We start from the raw sequence: 16,223 nt of genomic DNA, 5'->3' as shown, positions 1-16,223 counted from the left end.
AAGGAGGGTGGTACCGCGGGAGCAGCGCTCTCGTCCCTCCGACGGAACGACGACAGTCCGCCGGAGGAATCTCGATGACACCGCCGCAGTACCGCCAGGTGCCCGCCCAGGTCGACCTGCCCGCGCTGGAGCACGACGTGCTCGACTTCTGGCGCGACAACAAGGTCTTCGCGAAGACCCTCGAGCAGTCCGAGGGACGCCCCGAGTGGGTCTTCTACGAGGGCCCGCCCACCGCGAACGGCATGCCCGGCGCGCACCACATCGAGGCCCGCGTCTTCAAGGACGTCTTCCCCCGCTTCCGGACCATGCGCGGCTACCACGTGGCCCGCAAGGCCGGCTGGGACTGCCACGGCCTGCCGGTCGAGCTCGCCGTCGAGAAGGAGCTCGGCTTCTCCGGCAAGAAGGACATCGAGGCGTACGGCATCGCCGAGTTCAACGACAAGTGCCGCGAGTCGGTGACCCGCCACACCGACGCCTTCGCCGAGCTGACGACCCGCATGGGCTACTGGGTCGACCTCGACGACGCCTACCGGACCATGGACCCCTCGTACATCGAGTCGGTCTGGTGGTCGCTGAAGCAGATCTTCGACAAGGACCTGCTGGTCCAGGACCACCGGGTCGCCCCCTGGTGCCCGCGCTGCGGCACGGGCCTGTCCGACCACGAGCTGGCGCAGGGCTACGAGACGGTCGTCGACCCGTCCGTCTACGTCCGCTTCCCGCTCACGTCCGGCCCCCTCGCGGGCAAGGCCGCGCTCCTGGTCTGGACGACGACCCCCTGGACCCTGGTGTCCAACACGGCGGTCGCCGCCCACCCCGAGGTCACCTACGTGGTCGCCACCGACGGCGACGAGCGGGTCGTCGTCGCGCAGCCGCTGCTGGAGAAGGCGCTCGGCGAGGGCTGGGTGACCACCGGCGAGTCCTTCACGGGCGCCGAGATGGAGCGCTGGACCTACCAGCGCCCGTTCGAGCTGGTCCCCTTCGACGCCCCGGCCCACTACGTGGTGAACGCCGAGTACGTCACGACCGAGGACGGTACGGGTCTGGTCCACCAGTCCCCCGCCTTCGGTGAGGACGACCTCAAGGTCTGCAAGGCGTACGGCCTGCCGGTCGTGAACCCGGTCCGCCCCGACGGCACCTTCGAGGAGGACGTGCCGCTGGTCGGCGGCGTCTTCTTCAAGAAGGCCGACGAGGCCCTGACCGCCGACCTGGACGCGCGCGGCCTGCTCTTCCGCCACATCCCGTACGAGCACAGCTACCCGCACTGCTGGCGCTGCCACACGGCCCTGCTCTACTACGCGCAGCCGTCCTGGTACATCCGCACGACGGCGGTCAAGGACCGCATGCTGGCGGAGAACGAGCGGACGAACTGGTTCCCGGACTCGGTCAAGCACGGCCGCTTCGGCGACTGGCTCACCAACAACGTCGACTGGGCGCTCTCCCGGAACCGCTACTGGGGAACCCCGCTGCCGATCTGGCGCTGCGAGGACGACCACCTCACCTGCGTCGGCTCCCGCGCCGAGCTCACCGAGCTGACGGGCACCGACCAGTCGGAGCTCGACCCGCACCGCCCGTACATCGACGCGGTCACCTTCCCGTGCCCGTCCGAGGGCTGCGGGAAGACCTCGACCCGCGTACCGGAGGTCATCGACGCCTGGTACGACTCGGGCTCGATGCCGTTCGCGCAGTACGGGTACCCGTACCAGAACAAGGAACTCTTCGAGTCCCGCTACCCGGCGCAGTTCATCTCCGAGGCCATCGACCAGACCCGCGGCTGGTTCTACACGCTGATGGCGGTAGGCACCCTGGTCTTCGACAAGTCGTCCTACGAGAACGTGGTCTGTCTGGGCCACATCCTCGCCGAGGACGGCCGGAAGATGTCCAAGCACCTGGGCAACATCCTGCAGCCGATCCCGCTGATGGACCAGCACGGCGCCGACGCGGTCCGCTGGTTCATGGCGGCCGGCGGCTCGCCGTGGGCGGCGCGCCGGGTGGGCCACGGCACGATCCAGGAGGTCGTCCGCAAGACCCTCCTGACGTACTGGAACACGGTGGCCTTCCAGGCGCTGTACGCCCGCACGTCCGGCTGGGCCCCCTCGGCCGCGGACCCGGCCCCGGCCGACCGCACGGTCCTCGACCGCTGGCTGCTCTCCGAGCTGAACACGCTGGTCGCCGAGACGACCGAGGCGATGGAGTCCTACGACACCCAGCGCACCGGCAAGCTGGTCTCGGCGTTCGTCGACGACCTCTCCAACTGGTACGTCCGCCGCTCGCGCCGCCGGTTCTGGCAGGGCGACAAGGCGGCCCTGCGCACCCTCCACGACGTGATCGAGACGGTCACGCGCCTGATGGCCCCGCTGACCCCGTTCATCACGGAGCGGGTCTGGCAGGACCTGGTGGTGCCGGTGAGCCCGGAGGCCCCGGAGTCGGTCCACCTCGCCACCTGGCCGGAGGCGGACGCCGCCCTGATCGACAAGACGCTCTCCGAGCAGATGCTGCTGGTCCGCCGCCTGGTGGAGCTGGGCCGGGCTACGCGCGCGGAGTCGGGCGTGAAGACCCGCCAGCCGCTCTCCCGGGCCCTGGTGGCGGCGACGGGCTTCGCGGCCCTGTCCCCGGCCCTCCAGGCCCAGATCACGGAGGAGCTGAACGTCTCTTCCCTGGCCTCCCTCTCCGAGGTCGGCGGCTCGCTCGTCGACACGACGGCGAAGGCCAACTTCCGGGCCCTGGGCAAGCGCTTCGGCAAGGGCGTCCAGGACGTGGCGAAGGCGGTCGCGGCGGCGGACGCCGCGGCGCTGTCCCTCGCCCTCCGCTCGGGCGAGGCGACGCTCTCGGTGAACGGCGAGGAGATCACCGTCACCCCCGAGGAGATCATCATCACGGAGACCCCCCGCGAGGGCTGGTCGGTGGCCTCGGACGCGGGCGCGACGGTCGCCCTGGACCTGGAGATCACCCCGGAACTGCGTCGCGCCGGCCTCGCCCGTGACGCGATCCGCCTGATCCAGGAGGCCCGCAAGAACAGCGGCCTGGACGTGGCGGACCGGATCGCCCTGCGCTGGACGTCCACCTCCCCGGAAACGACGGAGGCGCTGGCGGCCCACGCCGAGCTCATCGCGGACGAGGTCCTGGCGACGGACCACGCCGAAGGCGAAGCGGACGCCACCTACGGCACCCCGTTCACGGACGACTCCCTCGCCCTGACGTTCCGCCTCCGCAAGGCGTAACCACCCCGAAAAGGCCCGGCCCCTCCTGGGAGCCGGGCCTTTTCCGTTCCCCCACCCCACCCCTTCCCGAAACCCTGCCGGGGGCGGGCGGGGGGAGCGGGGCTGCCGTCACGGCGGGGAGGCCGGGTGGGGGGCGGGACGGGGCCGCGGACGACGCGAAGGTGCACGCCCGGGGCGCCTGCGGCGCGAAGGGGCCCTCTGGGCACTGGGGGCGGGGCCCCGGGAGGCACCTGGGCCCGGCGTGGAGCCACCCGGATCCCTCTCCGGATCCGGGGCGGAGCCCCGTGCTTCGTCGGGGTCCGGGGCGGAGCCCCGGTTTCGGGAAGGGGCGGGGTGGGGGAAGGCCCGCCGCAGGCGATTCGGCGCGGCCCCCTGGCCACCCGCACCCACGTGCTGCCGGCCCGGGTCCGGGTACGGCGAAGGGCCGGGCCCGGTGTTACCCGGGCCCGGCCCTTGCAGCCTGCCGACGGCTACGCGCTCATCGCGCGACCGCCCGCCGTCAGTTGTCGTCCTCGTCGATCAGGAAGCCCCGCATCGGCGCCGGCGCCTGCTGCATCGGCTGGGGAGCCTGCGGCCGGACCGGAGCCATCGGCTGCGTCATCGCCGGGGACATCTGCTGCTGGCCGCCGTAGGAGGGCCCGCCGCCCATGGACGGCGCACCGCCCATGCCGCCGTTGCCACCGTAGGACGGGGCGCTCGCGCCGGCCGAGGCCATCGAGGGCGCCGGCGGCAGGGAGGCCGTCGCCGGGGTCCGCGGCGGGGCCAGCGAGTCGTCGGCCTGGGTCTCCAGCTGACGCAGCTGCGACTCCAGGTACGACTTCAGGCGCGTGCGGTACTCGCGCTCGAAGCCGCGCAGGTCCTCGACCTTGCGCTCCAGCGTGGCGCGGGCGGACTCCAGGGAGCCCATCGCGACGCGGTGCTTCTCCTGGGCGTCCCGCTCAAGAGCGTCCGCCTTGGCGCGGGCGTCCCGCTCCAGGCCCTCGGCGCGGGAGCGCGCCTCGCCGACGATCTTGTTGGCCTCGGAGCGGGCCTCGGCGATCGCCTGGTCGGCGGTCTGCTGGGCCAGCGAGAGGACACGCGCGGCGCTGTCGCCGCCCGGGGCCTGCGGAGGCTGCTGCTGCATCTGCTGCTGCTGCGGGTGACCCATGGGGCCGCCCTGCATCGGGCCGGGACCCATCGGTCCGCCCTGCATGGGGCCACCCTGCATCGGGCCGGGGCCCATGGGCCCACCCTGCATGGGGCCACCCTGCATGGGGCCGGCGGGAAGCTGCGGGGCACCGGAAGGCAGCTGCGGCGGGCCCATCTGCGGCGGCTGCTGCTGGACCGGCGGTCCGGATATGGCCGCGGGCACGGGCGCGCCGGGACCGACGGGACGATCCTGCGGCTCCGGGGGCTTGCGCATCCCCTGCTGCTGCTGGTTCTGCGCGGCGGCACGCGTCGCGGCGGCCAGCTTGGCGCGCAGGTCCTCGTTCTCCCGGAGCAGGCGGGTCAGCTCGGCCTCGACCTCGTCGAGGAAGGCATCGACCTCGTCCTCGTCATAGCCTTCTCGAAGGCGGACGGTCGTGAACTGCTTGTTCCGCACGTCCTCGGGGGTCAACGGCATCTCTTCTTCACCTCTACGTAGTCGTCGGCAGTCGGCAAGACCGTATCGTCCACTTTCACCTTCACCCGGCGAACCTGCTCACGAGGGAGATCAGGATGTAGACGATGATCATCAGAACGAAGAAGGACAGGTCGAGTGCCACGCCCCCGAGACGCAGCGGCGGGATGAGTCGCCGCAGAAGCTTGAGCGGTGGATCGGTGACAGTGTAAGTGGCCTCCAGAACGACCACCATCGCCTTACCGGGTTGCCATGAACGTGCGAACTGGAAGACGTAGTCCATGACCAGCCGGACGATCAGGAGGACGAGGAAGCACATCAGCACGATGTAGACCACCTGTAGTGCGACGCCCATCCCGCGTTTCCCTCTCCCCTGGCTTACGTGCTCTCACTTTTCCGGCCGCGTAGCGGCCGGTCCGTCCGGTTCCGTTCTCAGCTCTGGTTGAAGAATCCGCCCTCTGCGATCCGGGCCTTGTCCTCCGCCGTGACATCGACGTTAGCAGGCGACAACAGGAACACCTTCTGCGTCACGCGCTCAATGCTGCCATGGAGCCCGAAGACGAGTCCGGCGGCAAAGTCGACAAGTCGCTTCGCGTCCGTGTCGTCCATCTCCGTGAGGTTCATGATCACCGGAGTGCCCTCACGGAAGTGTTCCCCGATGGTACGGGCCTCGTTGTAGGTCCGGGGGTGCAGCGTGGTGATGCGGTAGGGCTCCCGCTCGGACACGACCTTGGGCATGATCACCGGTGCGTTCTTCTCCAGGCTCGGGCGTTCGGGTGTGATGGATGCCACGGGGGCAATTCGGGCCGGACGTCCGCTTTCGGCGAGTACCGGGACAGAATGAGCGATCGGCTCCCGGGGTGCCGGGGGCTGCTGCACCACACGCACCGGTTCCTCGCGCTCGATCTGTCGCGGAGGGGTGTGGCGCCGCTCGGGCTCCGGCTCCAGCTCGGGTTCGAAGTCGTCGTCGGGGTCGAAGCCCCGGCCGTCGTACCCATCGTCCTCCACGAGGCCGAGGTAGACCGCCATCTTGCGCATCGCGCCGGCCATTCTCTGAGTCCTCCGCTCTGTGGTGGATCGCCGTACAGGCCAATGTCGCAGCGTCACGAAGTGCCCGCGATCCACAGGCCACCCCGCCGTTCTGCGGAATGACCATATTTTCTGCTGTGGTCCGACTTGCTTCGCGACGTTACCCGAGCTTCGGGCGGACGCCGAGTACCGCCGTACCGACGCGTACGTGTGTCGCCCCGGCAGCGACGGCCTCCTCGAGGTCCGCACTCATCCCTGCTGACACCATGTTCGCAGCCGGACGGGTCGCGCGCAGGGCAGTCGACAAATCCATCAACCGGTCGAAGGCGGCGCGCTGTCTGCCCGCGTACGGACCGGAGAGCGGCGCGACGGTCATCAGGCCGTCGAGCCGCAACCCGGGAGCGTCGTCCACCGCGGCCGCCAACTCCTCGACGCCTTCCGGTGAGACGCCGCCTCGGGCGCCGCGCTCCCCGGACTCGGCGTCGAGTGCGACCTGGAGCAGGCAGCCGAGCTCCCGCCCCTCCTTCTCCGCGGCCGCGGAAAGAGAGGAAACGAGCTTCAATCGGTCGACCGACTGCACCACATCGGCATAACCCACCACGGACCGGACCTTGTTGGTCTGCAACTGGCCCACGAAGTGCCAGGTCAGATCAAGGTCCGCACACGCGGCGGCCTTGGGAGCCGCGTCCTGGTCCCGGTTCTCGGCGACGTGCCGCACGCCCAGTCCGTGCAGCAGCCGTACATCGCTCGCGGGGTAGGTCTTGGTGACCACGATCAGGGTCACCTCCTCCCGCGGACGCCCGGCGGCGGCGCAGGCAGCGGCGATGCGCTCCTCCACGTGGGCCAGATTCTCGGCGAGTTGCGACTTCCGGTCCGTCATGTCTCTTCCTGGGTCAACCAGACATATCCCGCGAGTCGCCCTGTGCTGCGGTCGCGGCGGTACGAGTAGTGGTCACCGGATTCCCGGGTGCAGACGTCACTGGCCTTCCGGTCCGTGACCCCGAGCCGTTCGAGCTGGGCGTGCACCCCGGCCGTGACGTCGACGGCGGGGGTGCCCCAGCTCGTCTCGGCCCAGGCGGCGGGCTCGATGTCCGCGACCTCGGCGCGCATCGCCTCCGGCACCTCGTAGCACCGCCCGCAGACGGCGGGGCCGGTGCGGGCGACGATCCGGGCCGGGTCGGCGCCGAGGCCGATCATGGCCTCCACGGCGGCGGGGACGATCCCGGCGACCATTCCGGGCCGCCCGGCGTGGGCCGCGGACACGACCCCGGCGACGGGATCGGCGAGCAGGACCGGGACGCAGTCCGCGGTGAGGACGGCGAGGGCGAGTCCGCGGGCCGCGGTCACGAGACCGTCGACCGCCGGGACGGACTCGCCGGTCCACGGGCCCTCGACCTCGGCGACGTCGGCGCCGTGCACCTGGTTCATCCAGACGACCCGCGCCGGGTCGAGCCCGAGGGCGCCGGCGGCCAGCGCCCTGTTGGTCCGTACGGACTCGGGGTCGTCCCCGACCGCGCCGCCGAGGTTGAGCTCCTCGTACGGAACGGCGCTCACCCCGCCCCACCTGTCGGTGAAGGCGAAGTGCGCGCCGTTCGCGTCGAAGTACTGCCCTATCACTTCAGGAAGTCCGGGACGTCCAGCTCTTCGGCCTGGGAGTCCGCGTACGGACGGGCCGGCGGGACGACGGGCGGGGCCGGCGTCAGCGGGGTCTCGTTGACGACCGGGACCGGCTCGACCGGGACGGAGACCGGCTCCTCGCGGGGGGCCACCGTGCCGAGTCCGCCCATCGGGCGGGAGGGCTCGCTGACGCGGGGCGCCGGAGCCGGCTCCTCGCGCTTGGCCGAGACCGAGCCGATGATGTTGTCCCGGCGGGCCGGCGGCTGGCCGCCGTCGAAGCCGGCCGCGATGACCGTGACCCGGACCTCGTCACCGAGCGCGTCGTCGATGACGGCGCCGAAGATGATGTTGGCCTCGGGGTGGGCCGCCTCGCTGACCAGCTGCGCGGCCTCGTTGATCTCGAAGAGACCGAGGTCGCTGCCGCCGGAGATGGAGAGCAGCACGCCGCGGGCGCCGTCGATGGAGGCCTCGAGGAGCGGCGAGGAGATCGCCATCTCCGCGGCGGCCACCGCGCGGTCGTCGCCCCGGGCGGAGCCGATGCCCATGAGGGCCGATCCGGCCTCGGACATGACCGACTTGACGTCGGCGAAGTCGAGGTTGATCAGACCCGGGGTGGTGATGAGGTCCGTGATGCCCTGGACGCCGCTCAGCAGCACCTGGTCGGCCGACTTGAACGCGTCGAGCACGGAGACCTGGCGGTCCGAGATCGAGAGCAGTCGGTCGTTCGGGATGACGATGAGGGTGTCGACCTCTTCGCGGAGCTCGGCGATGCCGTCCTCCGCCTGGTTGGCGCGACGCCGGCCCTCGAAGGTGAAGGGTCGGGTGACCACACCGATCGTCAGGGCGCCGAGCGAGCGCGCGATGTTGGCGACGACGGGGGCGCCGCCGGTGCCGGTGCCGCCGCCTTCGCCGGCGGTGACGAAGACCATGTCGGCCCCCTTGAGGACCTCCTCGATCTCCTCACGGTGGTCCTCTGCCGCCTTGCGACCGACGGCCGGGTTGGCCCCGGCGCCCAGGCCGCGGGTGAGTTCACGGCCGACGTCGAGCTTGACGTCGGCGTCGCTCATCAACAGCGCTTGCGCGTCGGTGTTGATCGCGATGAACTCGACGCCCTTGAGGCCGACCTCGATCATTCGGTTGATGGCATTGACACCACCGCCGCCGACACCGATGACCTTGATGACTGCGAGGTAGTTCTGCGGTGCTGCCACGTCGAAGGCCTCTCGCCTCGAGTTACGTGTCGCCGCTACGCGGTGGTTGGTCGCGCTGCGACGACGGATGCCGATTGGGGCGGTCCGGAACGCCGACCCAAACCCTAACGTTGAAGTTTAGGGTTACCAGTGTCGCTGTTCGCTGGACTCTTCCGAACAGGACACTAAGTCGACAAGCGGCGCACGTTCAACGAACACGCCGAACCTCCCGTTTTTCTTTTCACCCTATGTGATCACCCGGAGCGCTGGCCAACCAGGGTGCTGGCCAGGGCTGATACCCGTCAACTGGCGGACGACGCGGGCGCCGTGGGGGCACTTACATCGAAGTGCCCCGCTTTGGGCGAGGCCTTCATCAGAGCGGTCAGCACCCTGGCTTTCACCGGGCCGTGCTCGGCGCTCCCCCAGAAGACGCTTCGCCCCTCGGTCAGCTCCAGAGTGACGGAGTCGTACGAAGTGACGCGGACGACACGAGTCCTCCGGGCGATTTCGTCCGGGAGTTCACCCCTGACGCGGACCGCCTCCGCCAGCAGCCGGTCCGCGTCGAAGCGGCGCAGACTGGGCGAGGAGGCCACGTCGAGGACGAGCCGGGGGATGCCCTTGGGGGCGGTGTCGACCGTGGCGAACCGGACGCCGGTCGCGTCCACTTCGATGAACTTCGTGCCCTTTTCCAGCAGGAGAACGGGCTTCCGTTCCGTCACTTTCAGACCGATTCCGTGCGGCCAGGACCGCACGACGTCGACCGACTCGATGCGCGGGAGCGCCTGCCGGAGCCGCACCTCGATCGCCTCGGTGTCGACGGAGACGAGCGGCGCACCCGTCGGGACGGCGGCGATCGCCTCGACCTCACCGGGGGTCAGGACCCCGGTGCCGGAAGTCTTCACACGTTCCACACGGAACCAGGACGACCCGTAGAGCGCCCAGATCACTCCGGCCGTGAGCAGGGCGACGCCCAGCACGGCGAGGAGCACACGGGGGGCGGGCACCCGGAATCGACTATTCCGGGTGCCCGTGCGGGACGGCCGCTCCGACTTCGGCTTCTTCGCGCCGCTCTTCTCGGCGGTCGTCGATCCGGCTGCCACGCTTCCGCCCTTCGCCGCCGCTACGCCTGTCGGCGGGCGGCGATCGCCTCGTACACCATGCCGACGAGCAGGTCGTCGGCGTCCCGGCGGCCGAACTCGGCGGCGGCGCGGGACATCTCGTACAACCGGTGCGGATCGGCCAGTACGGGCAGGACGTTGCCCTGCACCCACTGCGGCGTCAGCTCCGCGTCGTCGACGAGGAGTCCACCGCCCGCCTTGACCACCGGCTGGGCGTTGAGCCGCTGTTCGCCGTTGCCGATGGGCAGCGGGACGTACGCGGCCGGCAGCCCGACGGCGGAGAGCTCGGCGACGGTCATCGCGCCCGCGCGGCAGAGCATCATGTCGGCCGCGGCGTACGCGAGATCCATCCGGTCCACGTACGGTACCGGCACGTACGGCGGCATACCGGGCATGTTGTCGACGCGCGGCAGTTCGTTCTTCGGGCCGACCGCGTGCAGGATCTGGATGCCGGAGCGCTGGAGCACCGGAGCGATCTGCTGGACGACCTCGTTGAGCCGCCGGGCGCCCTGCGAGCCGCCCGAGACGAGCAGCGTCGGCAGGTTCGGGTCGAGCCCGAAGGCGGCGCGCGCCTCGGGACGCACCCGCGCCCGGTCGAGGGTCGCGATGGTGTGCCGCAGCGGGATGCCGATGTAGCGGGCGTTGCGGAGCTTGCTGTCCGGGGTGGCGACGGCGACCCCGGCCGCGTACCGCGAACCGATCTTGTTGGCCAGGCCGGGCCGGGCGTTGGCCTCGTGGACCACGATCGGCACGCCGAGCCGCTTGGCCGCGAGGTAGCCCGGCAGTGCCACGTAGCCGCCGAAGCCGACGACGCAGTCGGCCTTCGTGCGCTCCAGGATCTGCTCGGCGGCCTTGATGGTGCCGCGGAGCCGTCCGGGGACGGTGATCAGCTCGGGAGTGGGCTTACGGGGCAGCGGTACGGCGGGGATGAGCGCCAACTCGTAGCCCCGCTCGGGCACGAGCCGGGTCTCCAGACCCTTTTCCGTGCCCAGCGCTGTGATCCCCACGCTGGGGTCCTGCCTGCGCAGGGCGTCCGCGAGGGCCAGCGCGGGCTCGATGTGGCCGGCGGTCCCCCCGCCGGCGAGTACGACATGCACCGAAATTCACCGCTCTCCGGACGGGCGCTTCTTGACGCGCCGTCGCATCGACTTCCATCTCACCCCGGCCCGCTTGCCCCAGCCGGGGCGGCGCAGTGCCAGGGCCGCTTTCGCGGCGGGTTCCTGTCGCGCGAAGGCGATGAGGAGCCCGACGGCGAACATGGTCGGCAGCAGGGCCGACCCCCCGTACGAGAACAGCGGGAGCGGGACTCCGGCGATCGGCAGCAAGCCGAGCACCGCACCGATGTTGATCACGGCCTGCGCCGTGATCCAGGTGGCCACGCCTCCCGCGGCGTACCTCACGAAGGGGTCCTCCGTGCGTCCGGCCACGCGGATACCCGCATAGCCTAGAGCCGCGAACAGGGCGAGTACCGACAGCGTCCCCGCGAGGCCCAGTTCCTCACCGGTGACCGCGAAGATGAAGTCGGTGTGCGCTTCGGGGAGTTGGCCCCATTTCTCCACACTGGCACCAAGTCCGGAACCGAACCATCCGCCCGAGGCCAGAGCATAGATTCCGTGCGCGGCCTGGAGGCAGGGGGCTCCCTCGCCGCCGGGGTCGGTCGCGCCGATGCAGTCGAAGCGCTTCATCCGGTTGTCACTCGTCTTGATCAGCAGCACGCCGATCGCGCCGGCGACGGAGAGCACTCCGACGAAGAGCCGGGTGGGCGCGCCGGCCGTCCACAGCAGACCGAAGAGGATCGCGGCGAGGATGATCGAGGTGCCCATGTCGCCGCCGAGCATGATCAGACCGAGCAGCATGAAGGCCACCGGGACCAGCGGGACGAGCATGTGCTTCCACTGGGACAGCAGCCGCATGTCCTGTTTGCGGGCGAGCAGGTCGGCTCCCCACAGGATCAGTGCCAGCTTGCCGAACTCGCTGGGCTGGAGCTGGAAGGGGCCGCCGAGCGAGATCCAGTTCTGGTTGCCGTTGACCGAGTGCCCTATCCCGGGGATCTGCACGAGCACCATCAGGAAGACGGCGCCGACCAGGATCGGGTAGGCCAGTGCCCGGTGCAGCTTCACCGGCATCCGGGAGGCGGCCAGGAGCAGTCCGGTGCCCAGGAGCGCGGCGAAGAACTGCTTCCGGAAGAAGTAGGAGGGCACGAGGTCGTAGCGGAGCGCCGTGATCATCGAGGCGGAGAAGACCATCACCAGGCCGAGCATGGTGATGAGCAGGGCCGCGCCGATGATCACGTAGTACGCGGTGAGGGGCCGGTCCCAGGCCTTCAGCGCCCGCTCGTACAGCCGCCGTACGCCCCCGCCACGGGGCCGCCGCGGGGTCGCCGGTGACCGCCCTCCGCCGCGTACGGCGGAAGGACGGCGTGTCCCGGCGATCTTGCTCGGCATGGTCGCTGCCCCCTCCAGTCGTGCCCGGTCCGGCCGGACCCTCCCACTGGTCAGGTCAGGCGTCCCCGGTGGCGGCGAGGGCGCGGACCGCGTCCGCGAAGGCCTCGCCCCGCTTGTTGTAGTTGGTGAACATGTCCATCGAGGCGCAGGCCGGGGCGAGGAGCACCGTGTCCCCCGGGCGGGCCAGCCGGGCCGCCTCCCTGACCGCCTCGGACATCGCCCCAGTGTCGGTCCGGTCGAGGTCCACCACCGGTACCTCCGGGGCGTGTCGCGCCAGGGCTTCGCGGATCAGCGCGCGGTCGGCGCCGATCAGGACGGCCCCGCGCAAGCGCTTCGCCGACTTCTGCACGAGCTCGTCGAAGGCGGCGCCCTTGGCGAGGCCGCCGGCGATCCAGACGATCGGGTCGTAGGCCGCCAACGAGGCTTCCGCGGCGTGGGTGTTGGTGGCCTTGGAGTCGTCGACGTACGTGACTCCCTGGACCTCCTCGACCAGTTCGATGCGGTGCGGGTCCGGCCGGAAGGCCTTCAGTCCGTCCCGTACGGCCTTCGCGTCGACGCCGAAGGCGCGGGCGAGGGCGGCCGCCGCGAGGGCGTTGGCGATGTTGTGCGGGGCGGGGGGCTGGACGTCGGCGACCTCGGCGAGCTCCTGGGCGTTCTTCTGCCGGTTCTCGACGAAGGCCCGGTCCACGAGGATGCCCTCGACGACGCCCAGTTGGGACGGGCCGGGGGTGCCGAGGGTGAAGCCGATGGCACGGCAGCCCTCCTCGACGTCGGCCTCGCGGACCAGGTCCTCGGTGGCCTTGTCGGCGACGTTGTAGACGCAGGCGATCTGGTTGCCCTCGTAGATCCGGCCCTTGTCGGCGGCGTACGCCTCCATCGAGCCGTGCCAGTCGAGGTGGTCGGGCGCCAGGTTGAGCACGGCGGCCGAGTGGGCGCGGACCGAGGGCGCCCAGTGGAGCTGGTAGCTGGAGAGCTCGACGGCGAGTACGTCGAGATCGCGGTACGTCTCGTCGCAGACGGCGTCGAGGAGCGAGACCCCGATGTTGCCGACGGCGGCGGTGCGCAGACCGGCCGCCTCCAGGATCGAGGCGAGCATCCGCACGGTCGTGGTCTTGCCGTTGGTGCCGGTGACCGCGAGCCACGGGGCCGCCCCGGGGCCGCGGAGGCGCCAGGCCAGCTCGACGTCGCCCCAGATCTCCACGCCCGCCTCGGCGGCGGCCGTGAAGAGCGGCTTGTCGGGCTGCCAGCCGGGGGTGGTGACGATCAGCTCGGTGCCGGACGGCAGGGTGGCCCCGTCGCCGAGGCGGACGGTGATGCCCTCCGCCTCCAGGTCGGCCGCCTGGGCCCGGGAGCGCTCGTCGTCGCCGTCGTTGACGACGGTCACGAGCGCGCCGAGGCCGTGCAGGACTCGGGCGGCCGGGATGCCGGACACCCCGAGCCCCGCGACGGTGACCTTCTTGCCGTTCCAGTCGAGCTGTTCTGTCACTTCTCTGCTGCCCATCCCGCGTAGAAGAGGCCCAGGCCCACGATCACGCACATGCCCTGGATGATCCAGAACCGGACGACGACCAGGACCTCGGACCACCCCTTGAGTTCGAAGTGGTGCTGGAGGGGTGCCATCCGGAAGACGCGCTTGCCGGTCATCTTGAACGAGCCGACCTGGATGACCACGGACATCGTGATCAGCACGAACAGGCCGCCGAGCAGGGCCAGCAGGAGCTCCGTACGGGAGCAGATGGCGAGACCGGCGAGGGCGCCGCCGAGGGCCAGCGAGCCGGTGTCACCCATGAAGATCTTGGCCGGCGAGGTGTTCCACCACAGGAAGCCGAAGCAGGCACCCATCAGCGCGGAGGCGACGACCGCGAGGTCCAGAGGGTCGCGCACCTCGAAGCAGGCGTTGGGGTTGGTCAGGGTCATGGCGTTCGCACAGGACTCCTGGAACTGCCAGAGCCCGATGAAGGTGTACGCGCCGAAGACCATCACCGAGGCACCGGTGGCCAGGCCGTCCAGACCGTCCGTCAGGTTCACGCCGTTGGACATGGCGAGAATCATGAAGAGCGCCCAGATCACGAAGAGCACCGGGCCGATGGTCCAGCCGAAGTCCGTGATGAACGAGAGCTTCTCGGACGCCGGGGTGAGACCGCGCGAGTCGGAGAACTGGAGGGCGAGCACCGCGAAGGCGATGCCGACGATCAGCTGGCCGGCCATCTTCGCCTTGGCCCGCAGGCCCAGCGAACGCTGCTTGACGATCTTGATGTAGTCGTCGAGGAAGCCGACCAGGCCCATGCCGGCCATGAGGAACAGCACCAGGACGCCCGAGTACGTCGGGTCCTCACCGGTGATGACCTTGGCCAGGGCGTACGCGATGAGCGTGGCCAGGATGAAGGAGATACCGCCCATGGTGGGCGTGCCCTTCTTCCCGGCGTGGCCGCGCGGGCCGTCGTCCCGGATGAACTGCCCGTACCCCTTGCGGGCGAGGAGCTTGATGAGCAGCGGGGTGCCGATCAGGGTCAGGAAGAGCCCGATGGCCCCCGCGAAGAGGATCTGCCTCATCGTCCGGCAACCTTTCCCCTACCTTCGGCGGGGATGCCCCTACCCTCGGCTGTGTCGAGGAGGGCCAGCGCGACCCGTTCGAGACCGACCGACCTGGAAGCCTTCACAAGGACGACGTCCCCCGGGCGCAGCTCACTGCGCAACAGGTCGACAGCCGCCTGCGCGTCGGACACGTGCACCGACTCCTCACCCCACGAACCCTCGTTATATGCGCCCAGTTGCAGCCAGGACGCTTCCCTGTCCCCGACCGCGACGAGCTTGCTGACGTTGAGCCGGACGGCGAGCCGTCCGACCGCGTCGTGCTCGACGAGCGATGCGTCACCGAGCTCGGCCATCTTGCCGAGCACCGCCCACGTACGAGCCCCTCGGGCCTGTGCGGCCCGGCCCATGGACGCGAGCGCGCGCAGGGCGGCTCGCATGGACTCGGGATTCGCGTTGTAGGCGTCGTTGACGATCGTCACGCCGTCCGGACGCTCGGTGACCTCCATGCGCCAGCGCGACAGGGTGCCGGCCTCGGAGAGCGCGGTGGCGATCTCTTCGACAGGCATGCCCAGCTCGTGCGCGACGGCGGCCGCGGCGAGCGCGTTCGACACGTGGTGCTCACCGTACAGGCGCAAGGTCACGTCGCTGCACCCGGTGGGTGTGTGAAGCCTGAAAGAAGGCTGTCCGCTCTCTGTGAGGAGGACGTTCTCGGCCCGTACGGCCGCTTCGTCCGCTTCGCCGAAGAGGATCACGCGGGCCTTGGTGCGGCTTTCCATGGCGCGGACGAGCGGATCGTCGGCGTTGAGGACCGCGACACCGCCCTCCTCGGCGGACGGCAGGCACTCGACGAGCTCGCCCTTGGCCTCGGCGATCTGCTCCCGGCCGCCGAACTCGCCGATGTGGGCGGTGCCCACGTTCAGGACGAGGCCGATACGGGGTGGGGTGAGGCCGGTGAGGTAGCGGATGTGCCCGATGCCGCGGGCGCCCATCTCCAGGACCAGGTGCCGGGTCTCGTCGGTGGCCTTCAGCGCGGTGAGCGGCAGGCCGATCTCGTTGTTGAGGGAGCCGGGCGTCCACACGGTGGGCGCGTGCCGGTCGAGGACCTGGGCGATCAGGTCCTTCGTGGAGGTCTTGCCGGCGGAGCCGGTGAGAGCGACGACATCGGTGCCGAGCCGCTGCACGACCGCGCGGGCGAGGGCCCCCAGCGCGGCCTGGACGTCGTCCACGACGATCGCGGGGACGCCGACGGGCCGGGCGGCGAGTACGGCCGCCGCTCCCGCCTGCACGGCGCGCTCCGCGTAGTCGTGGCCGTCGACGTGCTCGCCGGCGAAGGCGACGAAGAGGCTGCCGGGCCGCACCTCGCGGGAGTCGATGACGACGGGCCCGGTCGCCCGGGCGGCCGGATCCGGTATGTCGTGCGTCTGCCCGCCGACGATTTCGGCGATCTCGGCGAGGGAGAGGGCGATCACTGC

Annotated in this window: 13 protein-coding genes; 1 reads left to right on the top strand and 12 read right to left on the bottom strand. The window is 70.6% G+C overall.

Annotation, left to right across the window (positions count from 1 at the left end; all coding sequences use genetic code 11):
- The first annotated feature begins 74 nt into the window (after positions 1–74).
- On the top strand, positions 75–3,218 hold the full coding sequence (gene ileS / locus DEJ46_RS29460) for an isoleucine--tRNA ligase (protein WP_150271185.1): 3,144 nt from the start codon (positions 75–77) through the stop codon (positions 3,216–3,218).
- Positions 3,219–3,717: 499 nt separating this feature from the next.
- Here ileS and DEJ46_RS29455 read toward each other — a convergent pair whose 3' ends face one another.
- From DEJ46_RS29455 to DEJ46_RS29400, 12 genes are all read right to left on the bottom strand, one after another.
- Positions 3,718–4,821, bottom strand: a complete 1,104-nt coding sequence (locus DEJ46_RS29455; protein ID WP_150271183.1) for a DivIVA domain-containing protein — start codon at positions 4,819–4,821, stop codon at positions 3,718–3,720.
- A gap of 61 nt (positions 4,822–4,882) precedes the next feature.
- Positions 4,883–5,173, bottom strand: coding sequence for a YggT family protein (locus DEJ46_RS29450; RefSeq protein ID WP_055644055.1), 291 nt, complete (start codon positions 5,171–5,173; stop codon positions 4,883–4,885).
- Between the two features lie 77 nt (positions 5,174–5,250).
- Positions 5,251–5,868 carry a cell division protein SepF gene (locus DEJ46_RS29445; RefSeq protein WP_150271181.1) on the bottom strand — a complete coding sequence of 206 codons (618 nt, stop codon included), beginning with the start codon at positions 5,866–5,868 and terminating at the stop codon, positions 5,251–5,253.
- A 139-nt stretch (positions 5,869–6,007) separates the two neighbouring features.
- A complete protein-coding gene (locus DEJ46_RS29440) occupies positions 6,008–6,727 on the bottom strand; it encodes a YggS family pyridoxal phosphate-dependent enzyme (RefSeq protein WP_150271179.1) in 720 nt (239 codons plus the stop codon).
- On the bottom strand, positions 6,724–7,464 hold the full coding sequence (gene pgeF, locus DEJ46_RS29435; protein ID WP_150271177.1) for a peptidoglycan editing factor PgeF: 741 nt from the start codon (positions 7,462–7,464) through the stop codon (positions 6,724–6,726). Before pgeF ends, DEJ46_RS29440 begins: the two co-directional genes overlap by 4 nt.
- The gene (gene ftsZ, locus DEJ46_RS29430) at positions 7,461–8,675 is read right to left on the bottom strand and encodes a cell division protein FtsZ (protein WP_150271175.1); all 1,215 of its coding nucleotides are present in this window, start codon (positions 8,673–8,675) and stop codon (positions 7,461–7,463) included. The genes pgeF and ftsZ overlap by 4 nt, the downstream gene beginning before the upstream one ends.
- A gap of 281 nt (positions 8,676–8,956) precedes the next feature.
- Positions 8,957–9,754, bottom strand: a complete 798-nt coding sequence (locus tag DEJ46_RS29425; protein WP_150271173.1) for a cell division protein FtsQ/DivIB — start codon at positions 9,752–9,754, stop codon at positions 8,957–8,959.
- A 20-nt stretch (positions 9,755–9,774) separates the two neighbouring features.
- On the bottom strand, positions 9,775–10,869 hold the full coding sequence (gene murG / locus DEJ46_RS29420) for an undecaprenyldiphospho-muramoylpentapeptide beta-N-acetylglucosaminyltransferase (RefSeq protein WP_150271171.1): 1,095 nt from the start codon (positions 10,867–10,869) through the stop codon (positions 9,775–9,777).
- Positions 10,870–10,875: 6 nt separating this feature from the next.
- Positions 10,876–12,216, bottom strand: coding sequence for a putative lipid II flippase FtsW (ftsW, locus tag DEJ46_RS29415; RefSeq protein WP_150271169.1), 1,341 nt, complete (start codon positions 12,214–12,216; stop codon positions 10,876–10,878).
- Between the two features lie 55 nt (positions 12,217–12,271).
- Positions 12,272–13,717, bottom strand: a complete 1,446-nt coding sequence (gene murD / locus DEJ46_RS29410) for a UDP-N-acetylmuramoyl-L-alanine--D-glutamate ligase (protein ID WP_150271168.1) — start codon at positions 13,715–13,717, stop codon at positions 12,272–12,274.
- Complete coding sequence (gene mraY, locus DEJ46_RS29405) at positions 13,699–14,769, bottom strand: phospho-N-acetylmuramoyl-pentapeptide-transferase (RefSeq protein ID WP_150271166.1); 1,071 nt, start codon at positions 14,767–14,769, stop codon at positions 13,699–13,701. Before mraY ends, murD begins: the two co-directional genes overlap by 19 nt.
- Positions 14,766–16,220 carry a UDP-N-acetylmuramoyl-tripeptide--D-alanyl-D-alanine ligase gene (locus DEJ46_RS29400; RefSeq protein WP_150271164.1) on the bottom strand — a complete coding sequence of 485 codons (1,455 nt, stop codon included), beginning with the start codon at positions 16,218–16,220 and terminating at the stop codon, positions 14,766–14,768. Before DEJ46_RS29400 ends, mraY begins: the two co-directional genes overlap by 4 nt.
- Positions 16,221–16,223 lie beyond the last annotated feature (3 nt).

The sequence above is a fragment of the Streptomyces venezuelae genome, from assembly GCF_008642375.1.
Lineage (GTDB): Bacteria > Actinomycetota > Actinomycetes > Streptomycetales > Streptomycetaceae > Streptomyces > Streptomyces venezuelae_G.
The sequence above is the reverse complement of the archived record's forward strand: the minus strand, read 5'-3'. Positions and strand labels throughout refer to the sequence as shown.

Bases quoted from the DNA above. Each gene is read 5' to 3' on its own strand.
- ileS (WP_150271185.1), top strand. From the start codon at position 75: ATGACACCGCCGCAGTACCGCCAGGTGCCCGCCCAGGTCGACCTGCCC.
- DEJ46_RS29455 (WP_150271183.1), bottom strand. From the start codon at position 4,821: ATGCCGTTGACCCCCGAGGACGTGCGGAACAAGCAGTTCACGACCGTC.
- DEJ46_RS29450 (WP_055644055.1), bottom strand. From the start codon at position 5,173: ATGGGCGTCGCACTACAGGTGGTCTACATCGTGCTGATGTGCTTCCTC.
- DEJ46_RS29445 (WP_150271181.1), bottom strand. From the start codon at position 5,868: ATGGCCGGCGCGATGCGCAAGATGGCGGTCTACCTCGGCCTCGTGGAG.
- DEJ46_RS29440 (WP_150271179.1), bottom strand. From the start codon at position 6,727: ATGACGGACCGGAAGTCGCAACTCGCCGAGAATCTGGCCCACGTGGAG.
- ftsW (WP_150271169.1), bottom strand. From the start codon at position 12,216: ATGCCGAGCAAGATCGCCGGGACACGCCGTCCTTCCGCCGTACGCGGC.
- murD (WP_150271168.1), bottom strand. From the start codon at position 13,717: ATGGGCAGCAGAGAAGTGACAGAACAGCTCGACTGGAACGGCAAGAAG.
- mraY (WP_150271166.1), bottom strand. From the start codon at position 14,769: ATGAGGCAGATCCTCTTCGCGGGGGCCATCGGGCTCTTCCTGACCCTG.